The organism is Methylobacterium sp. J-078 (assembly GCF_022829285.1).
Classification (GTDB): domain Bacteria; phylum Pseudomonadota; class Alphaproteobacteria; order Rhizobiales; family Beijerinckiaceae; genus Methylobacterium.
Window position 1 is genome coordinate 1 of the sequence record NZ_JAKSYI010000072.1, and the last position, 282, is coordinate 282.

Consider the following 282-nt stretch of genomic DNA (forward strand, 5'->3'; position numbering starts at 1 on the left):
TGGCGGGCCCCGATGAGGAGGTCGTCGTGGCCGGCGAAGACGAAGCCGAGGGCGAAGGCCCCGTGCAGGCGGGGCAGGCAGGCGGCCACCGCCTCGACGGGGCCGAGCCCCTGATCCATGGCGTGGCTGACGAGCTGGGCCCCGGGATGTGGCTGCCGGTGACCATCACCGCGCAGGCGCCGCGCCGGAGCGCTTCCAGGGCCAGGGCCGGCGTCGGCAGCGCGCCGCAATCGACGGCCGTGAAGCCGGCTCCCGCCGCGGCGGCGGCCACCGTCGCGGCGA

Annotated in this window: 1 pseudogene; it reads right to left on the reverse strand. The window is 78.0% G+C overall.

What is annotated here, in order from left to right:
• Positions 1-142: 142 nt before the first annotated feature.
• Positions 143-282 (reverse strand): annotated as a pseudogene (locus MKK58_RS12240) (hypothetical protein); the annotation flags it as partial.